Here is a 16892-nt window from a genome sequence, read left to right on the forward strand (position 1 = left end):
TGTTAACGGCGTAGCGCGCCGATCATGCGGCTCGCGAAAGCCAGCCGCTCGGCCATCACCGACATGAAGTAGGTTAAGAGCTTCTGGCCGAGTTGCGGGTTGCCGGCCGTCAATGCATTGAAGGCGTCGGCGCGCAGCACATAAAGAACGCTGTCGATTTCGGCCTGGATCGTGGCACTTCGCGGTTGACGTGAAACCAACCCCATTTCCCCGACTGTGGTTCGCCGTCCCAGGCTTCGCACCCGCGTGGTGCGGCCGTCGCCGGCATCGATCGTCACGCCGATCCGGCCGTTCAGAATAAACAACATCGAGTCGGCCGGTTCACCCGCGCGGGCGATGATCTCAAACGCGCCGACCTCGATGCGCTCACAGCGCCGGGCCAGTTCAGCGGCATCATGCTCGTTGCCGAGAATCCTTGTGAACCAGCTTTGCAGATCGCCTTCTTCCTGCTCAAGCCCGCTGTGCCGGGCGATGATCTCGTTCTCACACCACTCCAGCGCATGGTCGAGCTCCGGCATCACCAGGATGTCGCCGGACAGAAACTCTCCCGAGCGCAGCATTTTCTCGGTTGTCCGCGGCAGATTGACGAGAACCAGTTTGACGCCGCTTTCGAGCGCCGAGCGCCGGATCTGGGCGAAGCTGTAGGCAGCGGATGAATCGATGCCGGTCACGAGTTTGAAATCGAACACCAGATACCGGCACTCGGGATGGTGCAGCAGCAGCGCCCGGACGTGCTGGTACAGCCGGTTGGCCGAACCGAAGAACAAATAGCTTTGCAGGTTGAGTCCGTGAATTTCCTTGCCGTGAGCGCTCAACAGCGCGAGATCATGCCGCGAGCGATCGAGCGAGCTGCGATACTCCGCTCCGTTGAAACCGAACTTGATGGAGCTGATGCGCGACGCACTCAGGGCGAATGTCGCGCAGCCGATCACGATTCCGATCAGAACGCCGGCGATGAATCCCCACGTCATGATGATGACAATGATTGCGAGCAGCGACATGTATTCCAGAGTGGAAAGCCGGCGGCGCGATTCCACGATCCAGCGATTGAGCTGATCTACGCCGAGATAGATCAGCAGGCCGCCGAGGATGAATTTGGGCATGTAGCTCAGCAGCGCAGGGTCGGCCACCAGCATGATCACCGCGACGGCGGCGACAGCGAGCCCCGAGATGCGGCCCGTCGCGCCGCCGCTGACATTGAGCAGCGACCGGCTGAGGGAGAGGCATCCCGCATAGCCGCCGAAAAGTCCGGACAGGATATTGGCTGTTCCCGCCACGGTTAGCTCACGCTCGAGATTCGCCTCGCGGCCGGTCGCAACCTCAAGGCCCGTGGTGTTGAACAGGGTGCTGATCGCGGTGACGAAAATGACCGCAATGAGATTGCCGACCAGCCCTGGCAGCGCCTGCCAGGGGAAATTCTGAATGTCGCTCAGATGCCATGGCGTGGTCAGGCTGGCGCGCGGCGGCGACTGAAACGTCCAGCCGAGTGCCTGAGCCTGCTCCATCGAAATACCAGCGACATGGAAGGCGATGTGAGCCACCACAATGCCGCCGACCAGGATGGCCGGAAGCGCGAGGGGATTACGGGAGCGATGCCACATCAGGTAGATCATGAACGCCAGCGCGGCTCCTGCGAGGAGCTGGTACATCGTCATGGGATCTGCGAGCGAGGTGAGCGTGTCGAATCGCAGAGGACGATTGGCAATGACCCGGACGCCCCCGAGTGCGATCAGAAGCGCCGTCGCGCCGAGAAATCCGCCGATCACCGGATAAGGCACGTACCGGATTGCGCGGCCGATCCGGGTGAGGCCCATGCTGCACAGCACGAGCCCGGTGATGATGGTGGCGGCGGACAGCGTCAGCAGCACCGGGCCGAGAAGTTGCGCCGAGGGGTCGGCCGCCGCGATGTGTTCGATCAGCGATGCCGCCAGGATGCCTGTTACTGCGGCCGTGGAGGTTTCAGGGGCGCCGACGGCGAAGGGAAACGTGCTGCCCAGCGCGACCACCACGGCGATGATCGCAGTCGCCGTGAATGTCGCTGCGATACCGTAGGGCAGGTACGGCACCAGCGGACCACTGAAGATCAGCACCGAATAGGACAGTCCGAAGGACACCGTCAGAACAGCAGGCGCTGCGCTGGCGAAGATATCGTTCAGCCACTGGCGTAGCTTCACGTTGGGGCTGGAAACGGAGTTAGCGGAGGGGAAGGCCACGCGGGACATCCATCGATGGAGGCCCGATTGTCCTAGACGACGGCAATGCAGACGTAAAAGAGATTTTTGTGACAGTCGCTCAGTTGGAGGGTGTTTGCGCGGAATGAGAATTGCGGTGCCGCTTGGTAGGGTCGTTCGCTGGTCAATCGTTGAAAAGAAGAAGCCGCGTCGTTTCCGGCGCGGCTTTCATCTTGCAGACAGCAGAGTTGCGAGGGCTCTCAGCGCCCCTTGAACTTGGCCGGGCGCTTTTCGAGAAACGCGCCGACACCTTCCTTGAAGTCTTCGCTGCGGCCGGCGACGCGCTGGAATTGCTGCTCGAGATCGAGCTGCTCCTCGAACGAGTTGTTCTCGCTCTCCCAATACAGACGGCGGATCAGCGACAGCGCCACTGTGGGACCGTTGGCCAGATCATGCGCAAGCTTCTTGGTTTCCTCGGCCAGCGCCGCATCGTCCACCACGCGGTTGACCAATCCCCATTCCAGCGCCTTCTCGGCGGGGAGCCGTTCGCCCATCAATGACAATTCGACCGAGCGGGCCTTGCCGATCAGGCGCGGCAGGATCCAGGTCGATCCGCAGTCCGGCACCAGGCCGATGCGCCGGAACGCCTGCAGAAAATACGATGACCGCGCGCACACGATGAGGTCGCCCATTAATGCGAAGCTCATGCCCGCACCGGCCGCGGGGCCGTTCACCGAACTGACGATCGGACAATGCAGATTGCGCAGGCGGCGCAGGAACGGATGGAATCCGGTTTCCAGCGAGGTGCCGGCACTCTGTCGCTTGCCGCTGGTATCGTTGCGGCCCTGCAGATTGGCGCCGGTGCAGAATGCCTTGCCCGCACCGGTGATGACGAGGCAGCGGACCTCGTCGCGTTTCTCGTCGATTGCATCCATTGCCTCAGTGAGGCCCGCGAGCATGTCCATCGACACCGCGTTCATGACTTCCTGATGGTCGAGCACAAGGGTTGCGACGGGGCCGTCGAATTCCAGCCGGCAATGTTTGAACTGCATGCGTTCCTCACTTGATGGGGTTGATTGACCGCCGCGTCCGGCAGGTTCTGCCGCGTGCGTTTCACGGCGACTATTCCGGAAACCGAATGGGCTGTAAACGGCGCGCGATAACGCCGTCACAATTTCGGGGCTGCCATGCGCTGCGAACATTTATTCCGCATGGCGAAAGAGCTGTGTGAGCAGCGGCGGAACGTTTGATTTTGCGAGGCCGATTGGCCAATGTCGCGGCCAACAATACGCAACAGGAGATGAAACGGGCATGAGCATTTTCGATCTGAGCGGCCGTGTGGCGGTGGTGACCGGCGGCAATGGCGGCATTGGTCTTGGCATCGCACAGGCATTGGCGGAGGCGGGCGGCACGGTGTCGATCTGGGGTCGCAATGCCGACAAGAATGCGCAGGCCGTTGCTTCGATCGCCAGCAAGGGCGGCAAGGCCGAGGCCCGTGTCTGCGATGTCACCGACGCTGCATCGGTGAAGGCTGCGATGAAAGCCACCCTCGATACATTCGGCCGCGTCGACGGCTGTTTCGCCAATGCCGGGATCGGCGGCGGCGGACGGCACGCCTTCATCGATCGCACCGAAGAAGACTGGCGCAAGATGTTCGCCACCAATCTCGACGGCGTGTTCCACGTGTTTCAGGCGGCAGCGCGGCACATGACCGAGCGCGCGGCGGGCGGCGATGCATTCGGGCGGCTGGTGGCGACGTCAAGCCTCGCTTCGCTGTTCGGCACCGCGCGCAACGAGCATTACGCTGCAACCAAGTCGGCCATCAACGCGCTGGTGCGGGCGCTTGCGGTCGAACTTGCGCGCCACGGCGTCACCGCGAATGCCATCCTGCCGGGCTGGATCAAGAGCGATATGACGTCGGGCATCATGGCCAACGACAAGTTCGTCGCCAACGTGATGCCGCGCATTCCGGTGCGCCGTTTCGGGGAGCCGTCGGACTTCGGCGGCATCGCCGTCTACCTGATGAGCAAGGCATCGTCGTACCACACCGCCGACACCATTCTGATTGACGGCGGTTACACGGCGTTCTGACACTATGGAAATGCGCGGGCTTGACCCGCGCATCCACTTTACTCCGGCAGTGGAATGAACTCGTGCTCGTTCGGCACATGGGCGAAACGGCCCGCCTTCCAGTCGGCCTTGGCCTCCTCGATGCGCTCCTTGCTCGACGAGACGAAATTCCACCAGATGTGGCGCGGGCCTTCCAGCGCGGCGCCGCCTAAGAACATCATTCGAGCGCGCCGCGTCGCCTTCACGGTGATGCGGTCGCCGGGGCGGAAAATCAGCAGCCGCGGGCCTTCGAACTTCTCGCCGGCAATTTCAATCTCGCCGTCGACGACATAGATCGCGCGCTCTTCGTGATCGGCATCGAGCGGAACGCGCATGCCCTCGTCCAGCGCCACTTCTGTGTAGAACCATTCCGACACCATATCGACCGGCGATTTCACGCCGAACGATGACCCTGCGATGATGCGCGCCTTGAAGCCGGTGTCGTGGACTTCCGGCAGCGTGGCGGCGGCAAAATGCTGGAACGACGGGGCGATCTCCTCCTTGCCGACCGGCAGCGCGATCCAGCTTTGCAGGCCGAGCATCTGCTGGCCATTGGCGCGCTGTACATCGGGTGTGCGTTCGGAATGGGCGATGCCGCGTCCGGCGGTCATCAGGTTCATGGCACCGGGCTGAATTTCCTGAATGTTGCCTTCGCTGTCACGGTGCATGATGCTGCCGTCGAAAAGATACGTGACGGTGGCGAGCCCGATATGCGGATGCGGGCGCACGTCCATGCCCTTGCCGGCGACGAACTGCACCGGGCCGAAGTGGTCGAAGAAGATGAAAGGTCCGACCATCTGCCGCTTGCCGTGGGGCAAGGCACGGCGAACCGCAAAGCCGTCACCCAGATCGCGGGTGCGCGGCACGATGATGAGTTCAAGCGCGTCGCAGGTCTGCGGGTCGCCGAGGATCGGATCGTTTGATGGCATCCAGCTCATGGCGCGTCTCCCGACTTGATGGAAGGATGTTTACGCGCTCGCCGATGTCTCCGTGAGCGCGCGGACGGGAAGTATCTTACGAATCGCTGACGACGATGCAACCTGACCCTTTTCGGCATAGGCTTCGTGGTTCGCCTCGATCTTGTCGAGCGCGTAGAGATAGTTGACCATCAGCCCGTGCGATTGCTGCATGCCCTTTTCGGAACGGTCGCCGAGGAAATTCAGCCGTTCCAGTTGCGCGCCGTTGCCGAGATGAAAACGCGCGACCGGATCGAGCGGGTGGCCGCGCGAACCCTTGGCTTCGATGAAGTAATACGATGCCAGCGGCAGCAGCTCGGCCTTGACCTGTTCAGCGAGATCAGGATCGTCGGCCCAGCCCGGCGTATCCAGCGCTTCAAGTGCGGCGCGTGACGCTGCATCGAGCAGCGGCGAGGTCTCGGACGCGCGTTCGCGCTTCAGCCAGGCAGCGAATCCCGGAACCGGCGAAAGCGTCACGAAGGTGTGAACGTTCGGCAGTTCGCGCTTGATGTCCTCGACCACCTGCTTGATCAGGAAATTGCCGAAGGAAATGCCGCCGAGGCCTTTCTGGGTGTTCGAAATCGAATAGAACACCGCTGTTGTGGCGTCGGTCGCCGCAATCGGGGCGCGCGTCAGATCAAGCAGCGGCGCGATCGCCGCCGGGCTCTCGCGGGTGAGCGCTACCTCGACGAAGATCAGCGGCTCATCGACAAGCTGCGGATGGAAGAAGCCGTAGCACCGGCGATCCGACGGTGCGAGGCGGCTGCGCAGATCGTCCCAATTGGAGATGGCATGCACCTGCTCGTAGCGGATGATCTTTTCCAGAATGTTCGCGGGCGTGGTCCAGTCGATCCGTTGCAGCACGAGAAAACCCCTGTTGAACCACGACGCGAACAGATGCACGAAATCGCTGTCGACATGCTTGAGCGCCGGATGATCCTTGATATGTGCCAGCAAGGCCTCGCGCATCCGCACCAGCGAGGCGGTGCCGCCCGGCGCAAGATTGAGCCGCCGGATCAGTTCCTGCCTGCGCGGCTCGGCCGCCTTCAAAAGCTTGCTGACGGCGTCAGGTGAGGTGCCATTGTCGCGCACCGCGGCCAGCGCCCCGTTCAACTCCTCCATGTCTGGCCCGAACAGGTCGGCGAGGGCATTGAGGAACGCAAGCTGGTCGGCTTCGCTCGCAGCGGAATAGCCGGCCAGCAAGGTGTTGGCGAGCGCGACGCCGGTGGCTTCGCCGCGCCGCGACAGCAGGGTTTCGCTGAGCCCGATCAGTTCGGCCTGCGACATCGCGCGTGCGCCGTTCGACAGGCCAAGCAGGCTTCGGCCCCGCGCGGTCAGCGTGGTCAGAAGATTACTCAGGGAGGCGCGGTCCAGTCCGAGTGTCGGCATCACGTCAGCTTGCTCCTGCGCAGTCGGCGTTGTTCACAGATGATAGACAGTGAATGCGACCGATTCCAGACGGTTCGGCCCCGACTTTCGTTTGGGAATGTCTGATCCGCAGGCGTCGGTGCGGCTTAGAGCCGCGCGAGCGAGGTGACGCGGTCGATGCGATCGAACTTGTCGAGCGACAAAATGGCATCGGCGAAACGGTCGGCGCGCTCCTTGAGCACGGGCCGGGCAAGTTGCAGGAATTTCTGCTGCATCGCCGCCGCGTCGGGGAACGACGACGGCTCGCCCGACGGATCGGGGATCAGGCGCTCCAGCGTGCCTTCACCGCTTTCGATGCTGACGCGCGCGCCGAATGGATGGCTGCGGCCTTCGAGCCTGTCGTCCTGCACGACCTCGATCCTGTCGGCGAGCGCTTCGATGGCCGGATCACCGAGCCGCTTGTAGTCGTCCCAGCCGAACGAGCCCTGATCGAGCGCCAGCGCGCCGGTGAAGAACATCGAGAACTGTCCGCCCACCACGCTGCGCGCGTGGCGCTTGGTGGCGGCGTCGCCGGTCAGGGTGATGCCGTTGCGGTGCAGGCCGATCTCCACGCTCTTGATGTTTTCCGGCGTGAGATTGTGCTCGCGGCGCATGGCGATCAGCGCATCGATAGCGGCGTGGGTATAGCGGCAGCTGGGATACGGCTTCACGCCGATCTTCATGGTCTCGTAGACGCTGCCGAGACCGGCGATGGCCTTGTCGGGATGCGCGTCGTCGCTGTAGCCGACCAGCAGGCCATGCTTGCCTTCGACCGATTCCGTCGCGCCGATGAATCCCTCGCGCGCCAGTGACGCGGCGACGACGCCGTTCATCGCAGCGGCACCGACCTGATAGCGCTTGTTCCAGGCGCCGTTGACAAGAAACTGCAGCGAGCCCGCGGCCTGGCTGCCCGACACGCCGAATGCGGCGACAATCTGCTCCGCACTGAGTTTGTAAAGCTTCGCCGCCGCGGCCGCTGCGCCATAGGTGCCGGCGGTGGCGGTGGGGTGAAAGCCCTTGGCGTAATGTGATGTCGGATCGAGCGCGTTGCCGAGCCGGCAGCACACTTCATAGCCGGCGACGATGGCGGTCAGCACGTCACGACCGCTGGCCTTGACGATCTCACCGACCGCGAAGGCGGCAGGCACGACGGGAGCGCTGGGATGTAGCGAGGAATCCGCATGGGTGTCGTCGAAGTCGAGCGAGTGGCCGAGCGCGCCGTTCAGCAGCGCCGCAATCGCCGGGGTGTAGGTTCTGGCATCGCCGCAGACGGTCGCCTCGCCCTTGCCGTCGAGGCCGAGGGTGGCCAGCATCGCCAGCAGCGACGGCGTCGATTCAGCTTCGCTGCGCGCACGCACAGCGCTGCCCAGAAAATCGAGCGTCAGCGCCTTGGCGCGCTCCAGCACGTCCGCGGGAATGTCCTCATACTTGAGATTCGCGACGTAAGCGGCCAGCGTTGCGGTTTCATTCGCCATTGTTTTTCTTCCCTGTTCGTCGGGCGGCACACTAGGCATCCCGTGGTGCTTGTTCAACCCGCCGCGTGTCATGCCTGCCTTCTTGACATCCGGGAGGTGGCAGGATGACCTGTGAGGCAGCGGTCGGCTTCCATTTCATCAGTTGATACGGCCATGTTTACTGGCGTCGGTTTGATCGCGTTCATCTGTATTTTTGGCGCGGGGCTGTTGGGCTTCGCGCTTCGCGGCTTTCTGCCTGAGCATCACCGAACAGATGAAACAGGCAAGACGGTGCACAACGTCATGGGCGTCGTCGCGCTGCTTGCGGCGCTTGTGCTCGGCCTTCTGGTTGCCAATACGAAATCGAGTTTCGATCTACGAAGTCAGGAAGTCCAGCAGTTCAGCGCCAACCTGACGCTGCTCGACCGTGAGCTGGTGCATTTCGGTCAGGACGCTGTAAAGATGCGCGAGATGCTGCGTGCATTCACGGCACATAAGATCGCGCAGTTATGGACCGATCGCGGCGCCGAGCCAGCGAAGGACGCCGCTGAATCGGTGCAGCTGCTCGATGAGATCGAGAGCAACCTTCGCCTGTTCGCACCGAAGAACGAAGTTCATATCGAAGGTCGAAAGAATGCGCTCGACATCATCCGGGAGTTGAAGCGGACCAGTCGCCTTTTGTCCGTCCAGCAAATCAACGCGACCCCGCGTCCGTTTCTGATCGTCGCCATTTTCTGGCTCAGCGTGCTGTTCCTGTGCCGCGCGATATTCGCTCCGTTCCACGGCACCGTAATCGCCGCATTCTTTCTCGCCGCACTGTCGGTGTCGGTGGCGATCAATCTGATCTTCGATATGGACCGGCCGTTTACGGGCTTCATCAAGGTGTCGCCTGTGCCGATGCAGCAGGCGCTGGACTGGATGAAGTCTTAAGCCGCGACGGCCTGCATAACCGACGCGCGATGCAGTGAAACGCCAGCGGTCACCCCGTCCGCGACCGCCCACGCGACGCTATGGGGCACGCGCGCGGCGTCACCGGCGGCATACACGCCCAGAACGCTGGTCTGCTTGTCAGGCCCGGTGCGGATGATCGAACCCATCGGCGTCTCGTCAAACGCGCAACCGAGCTGATGCGCCAGGGGGCTCGCCATCCGGATCGGAGCGCCAACGAAGAGGGCAGCAACCGGCACCACCCGCCCGTTCTCAAGGCGGACGCCCGTGAGATTAGGGGCCGCGCCCTCAAGCCCGGCGACCTTCCCCGGCTCGATCACGACATGACGTCGTGCGAGTTGCGCGCGGGCAGCGTCGTCGAGATCGGTGGTCTTGTTGGTGAAGAACGTCACCGGACCCCAGTCGGGAACCAGCTCAGCCTGATGAAGCGACATCGGCGAGGTCGCGAGCACGCCCAGCGGCGCGCCATTGAACTCGAAGCCGTGACAGTAAGGGCAATGGATCACTGTCTTGCCCCAGCGCTCGCGCAATCCGGGAAAATCCGGCAGGTCATCGACAACGCCGGTCGCGAGCACGATCCGCGTTGCATGTGCCGATTGGCCGGTGTCCAGTGTGATCTCGAATCCATTGGGACCCTGCGCCGCGCTGAAGGCTTCTCCCGCGACGAAGGTGACGTTCGGATAGGACAGCAATTGAGCGCGCGCATTGGCGATCATCGCGGCGGGCGCATTGCCGTCGTGACCGAAGAAGCCGTGAGATGCCTCGGCGAAACGATTGCGGGGTTTGCCGGCGTCGATCACCAGAACCTTCTGCCGGGCGCGGGCGATATAGGTGGCGGCGGAAATGCCGGCGAAACTCCCGCCGACAACGATGGCGTCATACTGCATTTCTGTGTCCTTGCCTGGCTTTGTAGTCCGCGAAGCGCCGGTGAAAATCAGCGGCAAGATCCGCGAGCGTGATGCGGCCCAGCCGCTCCATCAGCAATGCTTCGGCCTCGCGGAATCCCTCGCTCATGGCGGCGTTGACCGCCTGCTCGACAAGGCAACCCGGACTTTCGGTCCGGTTGCCGATAGCGAAGAGGGAGGGCGTGCCGAGCGCTTCATGGATGTCACGCATCGTGACCTTGGTGAGGTCGCACGCGATCACCCAGCCGCCGCCATGGCCCTTCTCGGACCGGACAAAACCGGCCTCGCGCAGGCTCGCCATGGTGCGGCGGATCACGACGGGATTGGTGGCGAGAAAGGTCGCCAGGGTTTCCGAGGTGAGAGGTTCGTTCTTCTCTGCCATGTGCAAAAGCACATGGAGAATCGAGGACAACCGGCTATCGCGTTTCATGTAACTTTGTATGTTACATGAAACGGAGAGAGTCAACCGCTTAGTTTGGGACCTGCCGCAGCATGGCCGGAACGATGATCCGGTGGAACGGCGTGATGGTCGCGAGATAGATCCGGCCGAGCAGGTTGTGCGTCATCACCAGCGTCGTGGCGGTGACCTGACGATTGGGACCATTGCCGGTGACGTCCACGATCACACGGAAGTCGAGATGCTTGTCGTCGAATCCCGCCACCAGCCGCTGCGGCGTGTCGCTGATCACGGGAAACGGTCCGATGGAATCTGCGACAATGGTTTTCCTGTGGGTCGGTGTCTTGAGGCCGAGCGGTGCCACGACAAGATTCCGCAGCTTCATCAGGCCGCTGATCCATCCGGGGCCGCGCAGGAACATCCGTTCCGCCGCCTGCCGTGCGTCGAGGGTGTCGTCGTTCACCGCGACACGAAACGAATCGCCGAACTGTGCGCCGGGCAGCAGTCCTTTCATCCCGGTGTCTGGTTCAAAGTCTTGAACGTGAAACGCCTGAACGCTCATGTTGCAAGCCTCAGCCGCTGCGTCAGGGCATGGAAGCGCAGCACCAGCAGGATGGCATAGATGCCGGTGCCGATCGACAGGCCGGTCCAGACGCCGATTGCGCCGAGACCGATCCAGAACGCGAGACCGTAGGCGGCGGTGAAGCCGATGGCCCAGTAACTGATGGCGGCGAGCAGCAGCGGAATGCGCGTGTCGCTGAGGCCGCGAAGCGCGCCGGCGGCTACGGTCTGAATGCCGTCGGCGATAAAGAACGTCGCGCCGACCAGCATCAGCGTCGCGGCGAGTTCGACGGCAGTCATGCCCTGCTGCGTATCGCCGAAGAAAAGCCGCGCGAGATCAAACCGCACGACAATGACGGCGAGCGTCATGGTCGTCATGAATACAATACCGAGAATCGTCGCAACGGCTCCAGCGCGCCGGATCGCAGCCGTGTCGCCGCGCCCGAACGCCTGTCCGACGCGCACGGTGGCGGCCATGCCGATGCCGAACGGCACCATGAACAGGATGGCTGCGATCTGCAGCGCGATCTGATGCGCCGCAAGGGCGCTCGTGCTGATCAGGCCCATCAGAAGACCCGCGCCGGAGAACAATCCGTATTCGAGCAGGAACGACAGCGCGATCGGCGCGCCGATCACGACAAGCTGCCGCATCAGCGGCCAGTCGAACCGCCAGAAGCGGCCGAGCACGTGAAACTTCTTGAACGGCCGCTGGCTGTAGGTGAACCACAGCGCTGCTGCGCACATGCCGAAGTTCACGCTGGTGGTGGCGACGCCCGCGCCCAGTAGTTCCAGCTTTGGCATGCCCCAGTGGCCGTGGATCAGCGCGTAGCCGAGCACGGCATTGGCCGGAATCGCGGCCAGCGTGATCCACAGACCAGGTTCGGGTCGGTTGACCGCGCCCATGAAATTGCGGATCGCCATGAAGCACAATGCGGGCGCCATGCCGGGCGCGAGCCCCAGCAGATAACGCTGCGCAAGGCGTGCATTCTCCGGCGCCTGACCGAGCAGGATCAGGATCTGCTCACCGAACAGCGGCAGCATCATCATCGGTACACACAGCAGCAGCGCGGCCCACAGGCCGACGCGGAGCGCACGGCGGACTGTACGCGGCTGACGCGCGCCCAGCGCCTGTGCCGCGAGCGGCGCCACGGCCGACACCAGCCCCATGCCGATCACGAAGGCAACGAAGAACACCGTATGCGCCAGCGACGCGGCGGCGACCGCAGTGTCGCCGAGGCGTCCGATCAGCGCGAGATCGGTGGTCATCATGGCGATCTGGCCCAGTTGCGTCAGAGCAATGGGCATTGCCAGCTTGATCGTTTCGATGAATTCGGTCGCAGTGGCGCTTCTGGCGAAGCTGGCCACACCGGTCGCGGAGCCGGACTCGGCTTTGTCGAGGGATGTCATGGGCACAGCCATATCACAGCGGTCGGCCAAATCATGGCCGGTGATGCATCGCAGCTAGTCGAATGTGAAGCTGCCGCCCCGCCTACACGTCCACGTTGGCGTCGAGCGAGTTATCCTGGATGAACTCGCGGCGTGGTTCGACGACGTCGCCCATCAGCTTGGTGAAGATGTCGTCGGCTGCGTCGACTTCCTTGACCTTCACCTGCAGCAGCGAGCGGGCGTTGACGTCGAGCGTCGTCTCCCACAGTTGCTGCGGGTTCATCTCGCCGAGACCTTTGTAGCGCTGGTAGGTGACGCCCTTGCGGCCTGCATCGGTCACCGCCTCGAACAGGCTGACCGGGCCGTGGATCGGCGTCTCGGTGTCCTTGCGGCGGAGCACGCTGCTGCGCGGATAGGCCTCCTGCAGCGCCGCGGCATATTCGTCGAGCTTGCGCGCCTCGGCGGAGCCAAGCAGTGCATCGTCGATCATGGCGACGTCCTTGACACCGCGCACGGTGCGCTCGAAGAAATAGCCTTCGCCTTCCCTGAAGGCGCCGGTCCAGCCGCGCTCGACCTCGTCGGCCAGCGCGTCGAGGCGCTTGGCGATGTAGTCGGCGGCCTGGTTGGCGGTCTCGATGTTGCCGACCACGTGCGGGCTCAGCACGCCCGCGATCGCAGCCTGTTCGACGACCGTGCGGTTGTAGCGGCTGTGCAGGCTGTTCAGGATGCCGCGGATGATGCGCGCGTCCTCCAGCAGCGCCTGAAGGTCGCGGCCCTTGCGGTCCTCGCCTGACGCCAGCTTCAGAACGCAGTCGTCGAGGCCGGTGTCGATCAGGTAATCTTCCATCGCGCGCTCGTCCTTGAGGTATTGCTCGGACTTGCCGCGGGTCACCTTGAAGAGCGGCGGCTGCGCGATATAGAGGTAGCCGCCGTCGATCAGCTGCGGCATCTGCCGGAAGAAGAACGTCAGCAGCAGTGTGCGGATATGCGCGCCGTCGACGTCGGCGTCGGTCATCACGATGATCTTGTGATAGCGCAGCTTGCTGATGTCGAAATCGTCGCGGCCGATGCCGGTGCCGAGCGCGGTGATCAGCGTGCCGATCTGCTCAGACGAGAGCATCTTGTCGAAGCGCGCGCGCTCGACGTTCAGAATTTTACCACGCAGCGGCAACACAGCCTGGAATTCGCGGTTGCGGCCTTGCTTGGCGGAGCCGCCTGCGGAATCACCCTCGACGATGAACAGTTCGGATTTTGCCGGATCGCGCTCCTGGCAGTCGGCGAGCTTGCCGGGCAGCGAGGCGATGTCGAGCGCGCCCTTGCGGCGGGTGAGATCGCGCGCCTTGCGCGCAGCTTCGCGCGCCGCCGCGGCTTCCATCACCTTGCCGACGATGGTCTTGGCTTCGCCGGGATGTTCCTCGAACCATGCGGAGAGTGCGGCGTTCAGCACGTTCTCGACCACGGGCCGCACTTCCGAGGACACCAGCTTGTCCTTGGTCTGCGACGAGAACTTCGGATCGGGTACCTTCACCGAAAGCACAGCGGTGAGGCCTTCGCGGCAATCGTCGCCGGTCAGCGCGATCTTTTCCTTCTTCGCCATGGCGTCGGCATAGCCGGTCACCTGGCGCGTCAGCGCGCCACGGAAGCCCGCCAGATGGGTGCCGCCGTCGCGCTGGGGAATGTTGTTGGTGAAGCAGAGCACGTTCTCATGGTAGCTGTCGTTCCACCACATCGCGACTTCAACGCTGATGCCGTTCTGCTCCGAACGCATCACGATGGGAATCGGCACCACGGGCTTCTTGTTGCGGTCGAGATACTTGACGAATTCCTCGACACCGCCCTCGTAGAACAGCTCTTCGCGCTTCTCGACTGCATGGCGCATGTCGGACAGCAGGATGTTGACGCCGGAATTCAGGAACGCGAGTTCGCGCAGGCGATGCTCGAGCGTGGCGAAATCGTATTCGACGTTGGTGAAAGTCTCGGTCGAGGCGAGAAACGTCACTTCGGTGCCGCGCTTGCCGCCTGCGTCGCCGACCACTTCAAGCGGAGCGACAGCGTCGCCGTGCTTGAACTGGATGTAGTGTTCCTTGCCGTTGCGCCAGACCCGCAGTTCCAGCTTGCTCGACAGCGCGTTGACGACGGAGACGCCAACACCGTGCAGACCGCCGGACACCTTGTAAGAGTTCTGGTCGAACTTTCCGCCGGCATGGAGCTGGGTCATGATGACTTCAGCCGCCGAAATTCCTTCGCCCTTGTGAATGTCGGTCGGAATGCCGCGGCCGTCGTCGCGCACGGTCACCGAGTTGTCGGGATTGAGCACGACCTCGACGCGGGTGGCGTGTCCAGCGAGCGCTTCGTCGATGGCGTTGTCGACGACTTCGTACACCATGTGATGCAGGCCGGAGCCGTCATCGGTGTCGCCGATATACATGCCCGGACGCTTGCGAACGGCGTCGAGACCTTTCAGCACGCGGATCGATTCAGCGCCGTACTCCGCCCCTGGATTGTCCATAGGTTCGGCGCTGGTTTGCCGGGCTGGTTCGGTCATGAGTTGCCTTCGAAAGTGGTTCGGCAGAGAGATCGAATCGGGTCGCGAAAAACGCGCCTTCGATTGTCAATTTGTGCCATGAAAACAGTTAAGCTCCTAGGACAAAGTGGCGCCCTGCAAGCTATTGAATAAATGGGAATATTCGGCTGTTTTTCAAGGCTCCGAAACGGCATTTTCGGGGCTGTGGAAAAGCCTGATTCGGACCGTCTGCGCAGGCTCCGTTGGCGACGATTTTGGCTTGCGATTCTGCCTTACGCGCGGCGCGAAACCTGGCCGCCCTCGACATCGAAAACGTCCGAGCCCGCGCCAACGTCGACGAAGGCCGCAGGGTCCGCCCCGGTCATCCAGACCTGCGCGCCGAGCTTTGTCAGTTCATCGAACAGCGCAGCGCGGCGTCCGGGATCGAGGTGTGCGACGACTTCATCGAGCAATAGTAACGGTGTGATGCCGGTCATCTCGGCCACCAGATTGGCATGGGCCAGCACGAGGCCGATCAACAGCGCCTTTTGCTCGCCGGTGGAGGCATCGCGCGCCGGCATGTTCTTCGGCGCGTAGATCACCATCAGGTCCGTCAGGTGCGGTCCGTTCAGCGTGCGCCCGGCGGCGGCATCTTTCGCGCGGCTCTCGCGCAGCATCTCGCGATAGCGGTCCTCCACGGCGGTGGCCGTGTCGGTGAGCAGGGCATTCTCCATCCAGCCGTCGAGCGCAATCAGCGCGGACGGAAACGCCGACGCCGACCCGCGCGCGGCAAGCATCCCCGCGAGGCGCTGCAGGGTCTGGCCGCGTTGCGCGGCGACCGCGACGGCGAGTTCCGCGGTTTCGCGCTCAATGGCGTCGCACCAGTGAGCGTCGAAGTTGCGGTCTTCCAGCAGGCGGTTTCTCGAACGCAATGAGCGATCCAGCGCCGAGACACGGCTCGAATGTTCGCTGTCGATGGCGAGCACCAGCCGGTCGAAAAAGCGTCGGCGCTCTGAGGCCGCGCCCATGAACAGGCTGTCCATCGCCGGCGTCAGCCAGACCATACGCAAATGATCACCGAAGGCAGTCGCGGAGGTGGCCGGTTCACGATCGATGCGCACACGGCGTGGCGAGGTTGTGCCGTCCGCGCGGGGCGCATCGATGCCGGTGCCGAGGGTGGCGAGGCCGAGTTCGCCTTCGACTTCCGCGGATACGGCCCACGATCCATCGCCTTGAATATCCGCGACGTCGTCCAGCGTGGCGCGGCGCAAGCCGCGTCCCGGCGACAGAAACGAGATCGCTTCGAGGCAGTTGGTTTTCCCGGCGCCGTTGGGGCCGACCAGCACCACAACATCGCCACGCGTCTCCACGCTCGCCGCGCGGTAGTTGCGGAAATGCGTCAGGCTGAGGCGCAGGATGCGGGAGACGGTCATTAGTGGCTCAAAGCGATCCCTAAAGACGTGGATGGCCGGGACAAGCCCGGCCATGACGCAATCTAGTGAGCATGTGAGTGAACAGAAAGAGCCTTACACCCGTTCTATGCACTTACAGATGTAAACTGTGTGTTTGAGCGCTGCAAATAAGGGGCGGAGCTGAGATTGAGCCATAGTTTGTAAACTTTGAGTCTGACAAGGGGCCATTTTCAAGGATTCAGGTTTACACTTTTTTGCTATGCGGATCCCCTTTTTTGGGGACGCTGCCTAAGCCAGTTGTTCGTAAAGAGCGAGCTGATCATCTTCCCGAACTGGCGAGTGTCACGTGTGGACGCCGTGCTGGAGTCGAACAAGAAGATCTTCCACAAGTTCAACGCCAGCAGGTGTCGCCAACAGATCGATCGGTCTGCGCTGGTTCAAGCCGATAGCCGGCTGTTCCAACCATCGCTCTGCTGCCTCCTTGGACCCGAAGACGGATGTCGCTGCGGCCAAGATCTCCGCGAACTTCCGCCGGTCATTACCTGGCTTCGGCATTGCCTGATGTGCCAACCTCAATTTCGATATCGAACGCTGCAAACGAGCTCGCGCATTCTCTGGGTTTCTCTGACCGCGGTTTCGCTATCTGAGCGACACGGCATTCGGAGCCGCGCGAAGCTTAGATC

The 16892-nt window shown here is 62.9% G+C and carries 14 protein-coding genes; 2 read left to right on the plus strand and 12 right to left on the minus strand.

The annotated features are described in order from the left end of the window. Positions 1 to 2: 2 nt before the first annotated feature. Together HNQ36_RS10690 and HNQ36_RS10695 are read right to left on the minus strand one after the other, a co-directional pair. A complete protein-coding gene (locus tag HNQ36_RS10690) occupies positions 3 to 2222 on the minus strand; it encodes an SLC26A/SulP transporter family protein (RefSeq protein ID WP_184084644.1) in 2220 nt (739 codons plus the stop codon). A 209-nt stretch (positions 2223 to 2431) separates the two neighbouring features. Further along, positions 2432 to 3223 (minus strand): enoyl-CoA hydratase/isomerase, encoded by a 792-nt coding sequence (locus HNQ36_RS10695; protein ID WP_184084648.1) that lies wholly within the window; start codon positions 3221 to 3223, stop codon positions 2432 to 2434. Between the two features lie 259 nt (positions 3224 to 3482). Here HNQ36_RS10695 and HNQ36_RS10700 point away from each other — a divergent pair, with 259 nt between their 5' ends. After that, on the plus strand, positions 3483 to 4262 hold the full coding sequence (locus HNQ36_RS10700) for an SDR family NAD(P)-dependent oxidoreductase (protein WP_184084650.1): 780 nt from the start codon (positions 3483 to 3485) through the stop codon (positions 4260 to 4262). 38 nt (positions 4263 to 4300) lie between these two features. Here the strand turns inward: HNQ36_RS10700 and HNQ36_RS10705 are convergent, their stop codons facing one another. The 3 genes from HNQ36_RS10705 to HNQ36_RS10715 all read right to left on the minus strand — a co-directional run bounded on the left by HNQ36_RS10705 (position 4301) and on the right by HNQ36_RS10715 (position 8118). Continuing rightward, positions 4301 to 5218 carry a pirin family protein gene (locus HNQ36_RS10705; RefSeq protein WP_019199043.1) on the minus strand — a complete coding sequence of 306 codons (918 nt, stop codon included), beginning with the start codon at positions 5216 to 5218 and terminating at the stop codon, positions 4301 to 4303. A gap of 30 nt (positions 5219 to 5248) precedes the next feature. Continuing rightward, on the minus strand, positions 5249 to 6625 hold the full coding sequence (locus HNQ36_RS10710) for a malonyl-CoA decarboxylase (RefSeq protein WP_184084652.1): 1377 nt from the start codon (positions 6623 to 6625) through the stop codon (positions 5249 to 5251). A gap of 125 nt (positions 6626 to 6750) precedes the next feature. After that, on the minus strand, positions 6751 to 8118 hold the full coding sequence (locus HNQ36_RS10715) for an MmgE/PrpD family protein (protein ID WP_184084655.1): 1368 nt from the start codon (positions 8116 to 8118) through the stop codon (positions 6751 to 6753). Positions 8119 to 8271: 153 nt separating this feature from the next. On the opposite strand from HNQ36_RS10715, the gene HNQ36_RS10720 reads away from it, so the two are divergent. Next, positions 8272 to 9027, plus strand: coding sequence for a bestrophin-like domain (locus HNQ36_RS10720; protein WP_184084658.1), 756 nt, complete (start codon positions 8272 to 8274; stop codon positions 9025 to 9027). Here the strand turns inward: HNQ36_RS10720 and HNQ36_RS10725 are convergent. The 7 genes from HNQ36_RS10725 to HNQ36_RS10755 form a co-directional block, all read right to left on the minus strand. Continuing rightward, positions 9024 to 9932, minus strand: a complete 909-nt coding sequence (locus tag HNQ36_RS10725) for an NAD(P)/FAD-dependent oxidoreductase (RefSeq protein WP_184084661.1) — start codon at positions 9930 to 9932, stop codon at positions 9024 to 9026. The two genes, HNQ36_RS10720 and HNQ36_RS10725, sit on opposite strands and share 4 nt — an antisense overlap. After that, positions 9922 to 10380 carry an Rrf2 family transcriptional regulator gene (locus HNQ36_RS10730; protein ID WP_184084664.1) on the minus strand — a complete coding sequence of 153 codons (459 nt, stop codon included), beginning with the start codon at positions 10378 to 10380 and terminating at the stop codon, positions 9922 to 9924. Before HNQ36_RS10730 ends, HNQ36_RS10725 begins: the two co-directional genes overlap by 11 nt. A 40-nt stretch (positions 10381 to 10420) precedes the next feature. Continuing rightward, entirely contained in the window at positions 10421 to 10909 is a 489-nt protein-coding gene (locus HNQ36_RS10735) for a DUF2867 domain-containing protein (protein WP_246395353.1), read from the minus strand. Continuing rightward, positions 10906 to 12315: an MATE family efflux transporter gene (locus HNQ36_RS10740; protein ID WP_184084667.1), complete on the minus strand. Its 1410-nt coding sequence runs from the start codon at positions 12313 to 12315 to the stop codon at positions 10906 to 10908. Before HNQ36_RS10740 ends, HNQ36_RS10735 begins: the two co-directional genes overlap by 4 nt. 82 nt (positions 12316 to 12397) lie before the next feature. Then, positions 12398 to 14839 (minus strand): DNA topoisomerase (ATP-hydrolyzing) subunit B, encoded by a 2442-nt coding sequence (gene gyrB, locus HNQ36_RS10745; RefSeq protein WP_184084670.1) that lies wholly within the window; start codon positions 14837 to 14839, stop codon positions 12398 to 12400. A 251-nt stretch (positions 14840 to 15090) separates the two neighbouring features. Further along, positions 15091 to 16230, minus strand: coding sequence for a DNA replication/repair protein RecF (gene recF / locus HNQ36_RS10750; protein ID WP_184084673.1), 1140 nt, complete (start codon positions 16228 to 16230; stop codon positions 15091 to 15093). A 321-nt stretch (positions 16231 to 16551) separates the two neighbouring features. Further along, positions 16552 to 16794 (minus strand): antitoxin Xre/MbcA/ParS toxin-binding domain-containing protein, encoded by a 243-nt coding sequence (locus HNQ36_RS10755; protein ID WP_347339962.1) that lies wholly within the window; start codon positions 16792 to 16794, stop codon positions 16552 to 16554. Between the last annotated feature and the right edge of the window lie 98 nt (positions 16795 to 16892).

This window comes from Afipia massiliensis, from assembly GCF_014203115.1.
Taxonomy (GTDB): Bacteria; Pseudomonadota; Alphaproteobacteria; order Rhizobiales; family Xanthobacteraceae; genus Afipia; species Afipia massiliensis.

Bases quoted from the DNA above. Each gene is read 5' to 3' on its own strand.
- HNQ36_RS10690 (WP_184084644.1), bottom strand. From the start codon at position 2,222: ATGTCCCGCGTGGCCTTCCCCTCCGCTAACTCCGTTTCCAGCCCCAAC.
- HNQ36_RS10695 (WP_184084648.1), bottom strand. From the start codon at position 3,223: ATGCAGTTCAAACATTGCCGGCTGGAATTCGACGGCCCCGTCGCAACC.
- HNQ36_RS10700 (WP_184084650.1), top strand. From the start codon at position 3,483: ATGAGCATTTTCGATCTGAGCGGCCGTGTGGCGGTGGTGACCGGCGGC.
- HNQ36_RS10705 (WP_019199043.1), bottom strand. From the start codon at position 5,218: ATGAGCTGGATGCCATCAAACGATCCGATCCTCGGCGACCCGCAGACC.
- HNQ36_RS10710 (WP_184084652.1), bottom strand. From the start codon at position 6,625: ATGCCGACACTCGGACTGGACCGCGCCTCCCTGAGTAATCTTCTGACC.
- HNQ36_RS10715 (WP_184084655.1), bottom strand. From the start codon at position 8,118: ATGGCGAATGAAACCGCAACGCTGGCCGCTTACGTCGCGAATCTCAAG.
- HNQ36_RS10720 (WP_184084658.1), top strand. From the start codon at position 8,272: ATGTTTACTGGCGTCGGTTTGATCGCGTTCATCTGTATTTTTGGCGCG.
- HNQ36_RS10725 (WP_184084661.1), bottom strand. From the start codon at position 9,932: ATGCAGTATGACGCCATCGTTGTCGGCGGGAGTTTCGCCGGCATTTCC.
- HNQ36_RS10730 (WP_184084664.1), bottom strand. From the start codon at position 10,380: ATGAAACGCGATAGCCGGTTGTCCTCGATTCTCCATGTGCTTTTGCAC.
- HNQ36_RS10735 (WP_246395353.1), bottom strand. From the start codon at position 10,909: ATGAGCGTTCAGGCGTTTCACGTTCAAGACTTTGAACCAGACACCGGG.
- HNQ36_RS10740 (WP_184084667.1), bottom strand. From the start codon at position 12,315: ATGACATCCCTCGACAAAGCCGAGTCCGGCTCCGCGACCGGTGTGGCC.
- gyrB (WP_184084670.1), bottom strand. From the start codon at position 14,839: ATGACCGAACCAGCCCGGCAAACCAGCGCCGAACCTATGGACAATCCA.
- recF (WP_184084673.1), bottom strand. From the start codon at position 16,230: ATGACCGTCTCCCGCATCCTGCGCCTCAGCCTGACGCATTTCCGCAAC.